We start from the raw sequence: 1,102 nt of genomic DNA, 5'->3' as shown, positions 1-1,102 counted from the left end.
ACCTCGCCGCGTTCAGGGCCGGTTGGAACTTCGGGGAGACGACTGAGGATTTTGCGGTCTCGTACGAGGTTGCTCCTGCGTCGGCCGCGTTCCCTGCCGGGACCTATCGCAACATTTCGGGGAACCTGGCTCTGTCGTACGGGTTGATCGCTGCCTCGCAGCAGGCTGATCTTCCGCTGTACTTGGGGTCGTATCCGATCACGCCCGCCTCGGACATCCTGCACGAGTTGTCCAGGCACAAGAACTTCGGGGTCCGGACCTTCCAGGCCGAGGATGAGATCGCGGGTATCGGGGCCGCGTTGGGCGCGGCGTTCGGCGGTTCGCTGGCTGTGACGACGACTTCGGGGCCGGGGGTGGCGCTGAAGTCCGAGACCATCGGGCTTGCCGTCTCCCTCGAACTGCCGTTGCTGGTCATCGACATCCAGCGGGGCGGGCCTTCTACCGGGTTGCCGACCAAGACCGAGCAGGCCGACCTGTTGCAGGCGATGTTCGGGCGCAACGGTGAGGCTCCGGTCCCGGTCGTGGCGCCGTGCACGCCGGCGGACTGCTTCGACGCGGCGCTGGAGGCGGCCCGGATCGCGCTCACCTACCGCACGCCCGTCTTCCTGCTCTCGGACGGGTATCTCGCCAACGGCTCGGAGCCCTGGCGCATCCCCGAGGTCGACGGACTGCCCGATCTGCGGGTGCAGTTCGCCCAGGGGCCCAACCACACCCTCGACGACGGCACCGAGGTGTTCTGGCCCTACAAGCGGGATCCGCAGACCCTTGCCCGGCCGTGGGCGGTCCCTGGCACTCCGGGGCTCGAGCACCGGATCGGGGGCATCGAGAAGCAGGACGGTACGGGGAACATCTCCTACGATCCGGCCAACCACGATCTGATGGTCCGTACCCGCCAGGCGAAGATCGACGGTATCGATGTGCCGGATCTGGATGTCGACGATCCGTCGGGCGTGGCCAACACCCTGGTGCTGGGCTGGGGTTCGACGTACGGGCCGATCACGGCGGCGGTACGGCGGCTGCGGGCGGGCGGGCAGCCGATCGCGCAGGCGCATCTGCGTCACCTCAACCCTTTCCCGGGCAATCTCGGTGAGGTGCTCAGGCG

The 1,102-nt window shown here is 68.0% G+C and carries 1 pseudogene; it reads left to right on the top strand.

Annotated features, from left to right (window positions below):
* Positions 1-1,102 (top strand): annotated as a pseudogene (locus ACWCRB_RS49755) (2-oxoacid:acceptor oxidoreductase subunit alpha); the annotation flags it as partial.

Source organism: Streptomyces sp. NPDC002156 (assembly GCF_053593675.1).
The sequence above is the reverse complement of the archived record's forward strand: the minus strand, read 5'-3'. Positions and strand labels throughout refer to the sequence as shown.